Raw genomic sequence first — 2,906 nt, forward strand, 5'->3', positions numbered from 1 at the left:
AGAAAATAATGGACATAGCTTAAATCAGGATGTTAGATATGCGACAGCACAACTGGGAAATAGAATTAAACTTTCATTTTTTCCAATAGTGATTAATTTTGTCATATGGCTGCTTTTTGGTTTCGACAGTAATATATTCATAGTGTTATTAATAACTGCATTGATGCTTAGTTATGCTATGTGGTGGGTAAATTGTGACAGGGTTGACTGTTATCGTTTTGATAAGGAATACTTGGCAATAAAATCCTATGAAAAATCACCGCATTATGTAGGGCAATTTATATCTGGCATTGGAATTGTTATTTCAGTTGTCGGTGTGTTTGCTGGTTTTATTTTTGGCGAATGGGTGTTATCACTGATTTCTTTAATTTTTTGTTTTAAAGGATTGGTGGTTTATATGATGTTTGGTGCGAAAACGTATACTGTTATTCCGTTCGATTCTATCGTTGCACTTCAATTGAGTTATTCTCAGGATAAATTGAGAGTTATAGAATATGGGATTAGTTGTATTCATGATAAACCTAAGGGTGTTCGTGAAGACATTTGCGGAGAAGTGTTACATTTTCCTGTTGAGCAAGTAATGGCGGTCTTTAATGAGCTAAAAACGTTTTCGAGTAATCATATAGAATTAATTATTGATATCGATAAAAAAGAAAATTATTTTGATGAACATTATTATCAAGTTTTACGTGAAAAGTTTAATAATCAGTATCCAAGGCATGAAACACTGATAGAACGGGATGTGTGCGCCGAGCATGGCGTTGTTCTAGGAGGTGAAAGTCCTCTACGGGCTCAGTCGAAAGAGAACCGTTAGCCTATGCAAGGGTGTTCACCGTGAGGTGAAATCTGAAGGAAGCAAATGGCAAAATATGGTTGTGACGGACAGAAACCTGATAGTAGGCAATGATGACTTGGGTAACCTAGCACTATATAGATTAGCCCGATAATTCGACAGGAAGGGCATCCTTGTAAATCAGGCACGGCCATAGGAAAGAACAGCGTCTTACCTCGGGAGATCTTAATACCTGTCCATGAGGACTAAAAGTGTAGTGATATGCTTTGATGGGTATTAAGAAGTCAGCAGAAGGCATAGTACCTTGAAGGTAACTCATTCAAGGGAAGGCCCGAATCGAATATATCAAGAAGCAGTCACCAGCAACTCAGATACGTGGTGTAACAGTAACGATGAAACCCATCCCTACGATCCAATTGGTGAAGCCGTAAGTCGATCTAATGGATGCGAAGTGTAACAAGCGTATGTGGCGTAAAAGGAAGGACGAGTCTTGATGCAAACCAGTCAACTACTAGAAACAATGTTCAGTTCTGAAAATTTAAACAGGGCATTGAAGCAAGTTAAGAGCAATAAAGGTTGTGCTGGTATTGATAGATTATCGATCCCAGCAACCATCGAAAAGCTCAAACAGGGTGATAATGGGAATAAGTTTCGTCAGTCTTTACTGAATGGGACTTACCAGCCTCAACCGGTACTTGGAGTAGAAATTCCCAAAGCCAAAGGAGGAGTTCGTCAACTCGGAATTCCAACGGTACAAGATAGGATCGTGCAACAAGCGATATCCAATATACTTACCGATATATACGAACCTAAATTCTCTAACAGTAGTTACGGATTTAGACCGAGAAGAAGTGCTCATCATGCTTTGGCTCAAGGAAGCAAATTTATCCGCTCAGGGCTTGGATACGTTGTAGATATTGATTTGGAGAAATATTTCGACACAGTGAATCATGACAGATTGATGAACCGATTATCTCGAGACATTGAAGATAAAAGAGTGCTGAAATTGATCCGCCACTATTTACAAAGTGATTTAATGCGAGGTGGGATAGCAGAACAACGACAAAAAGGAACACCACAAGGTGGACCATTGTCGCCCCTGTTATCGAATATTGTGTTAGACGAACTTGATAAAGAACTCGAAATCAGAGGCCACAAATTCTGCCGCTATGCGGATGATTGTCAGATCTACGTTAGTAGCGAAGTGGCAGCAAAAAGAGTGCTGCTTTCGATTAGTCGCTTTCTTGAAGGCAAACTAAAGCTCAAAGTAAACCAAGAGAAAAGTAAAGCAACTCGCGTGAGCGAGCGAAGCTTTCTAGGTCATTACTTCAAGCAGTCAGGAGAGGTAAGGATCACAAAAGATGCTTATCGCAGAATGAAAATTCGAGTACGTAAAATCACCAAGCGTAACCAAGCTAAAAGCCTTCCGGTAGTGATTAAAGAACTCAATCAATACTTGAGGGGCTGGCAGTCATATTACAAGCTGGCTTTATTTGGGGACAGAATGAAAAGGCTTGATGGATGGATCCGACGTCGTCTAAGGTGTTACAAACTTAAACAACGAAAGCGAAAATACAGCATAGCGGTTTGGCTTATCAAATCAGGGCTAACAACACGTGATGCTTGGAACCTCGCGAAATCAGATAAGGGGTGGTGGAAGTTATCGAGAACCCCTCAACTTCATCAAGCGTTACCAGATAAACAACTTGCGGGACTAGGTTTGTACTCATTGCAAGATGGGTATGAGGCATTGAAAATATATTCGAAACCGCCGTATGCGACCCACGCTTGTACGGTGGTGTGAGAGGACGGAGGTCGTGAGGCAGGGCGTCCGCATGAGCGCTTAATTTTTAGCCATTGACGTCAATCCGGCCACAAGGACTTGCTCCAAGAAGGCAGGTTTCRTCATGCAGCGTTTCTGTTTCATCGGTACGCTAATCTTGGTTGGTTCAGCTCTGAGCATGTTAAGTGCCATGTGCCTTAACCCCGCCAAGTTTTCAGCTGCGTTTTCTCGGTAAATCTGGCAAGCATCTTCCCGCATACTGACATCTAAAATCCAATGCATGGACTCAATGCCCCAGTGGGCTCGGATAGCCTCTCCTGCCTGCTCTGG

The 2,906-nt window shown here is 41.6% G+C and carries 3 protein-coding genes; 2 read left to right on the forward strand and 1 reads right to left on the reverse strand.

Annotated features, from left to right (window positions below; genetic code table 11):
- Together L4C36_RS23550 and ltrA are read left to right on the forward strand one after the other, a co-directional pair.
- The coding region (locus L4C36_RS23550; RefSeq protein WP_428480195.1) for a hypothetical protein at positions 1–814 on the forward strand (814 nt) is incomplete at its 5' end.
- Positions 815–1,286: 472 nt separating this feature from the next.
- Positions 1,287–2,597 carry a group II intron reverse transcriptase/maturase gene (ltrA, locus tag L4C36_RS23555; RefSeq protein WP_428480196.1) on the forward strand — a complete coding sequence of 437 codons (1,311 nt, stop codon included), beginning with the start codon at positions 1,287–1,289 and terminating at the stop codon, positions 2,595–2,597.
- A 39-nt stretch (positions 2,598–2,636) separates the two neighbouring features.
- Here the strand turns inward: ltrA and L4C36_RS23560 are convergent.
- A partial coding sequence (locus L4C36_RS23560; protein ID WP_428480197.1) for an ISAs1 family transposase occupies positions 2,637–2,906 on the reverse strand: 270 nt, incomplete at its 5' end.

The organism is Photobacterium japonica (assembly GCF_050337005.1).
Lineage (GTDB): Bacteria > Pseudomonadota > Gammaproteobacteria > Enterobacterales > Vibrionaceae > Photobacterium > Photobacterium japonica.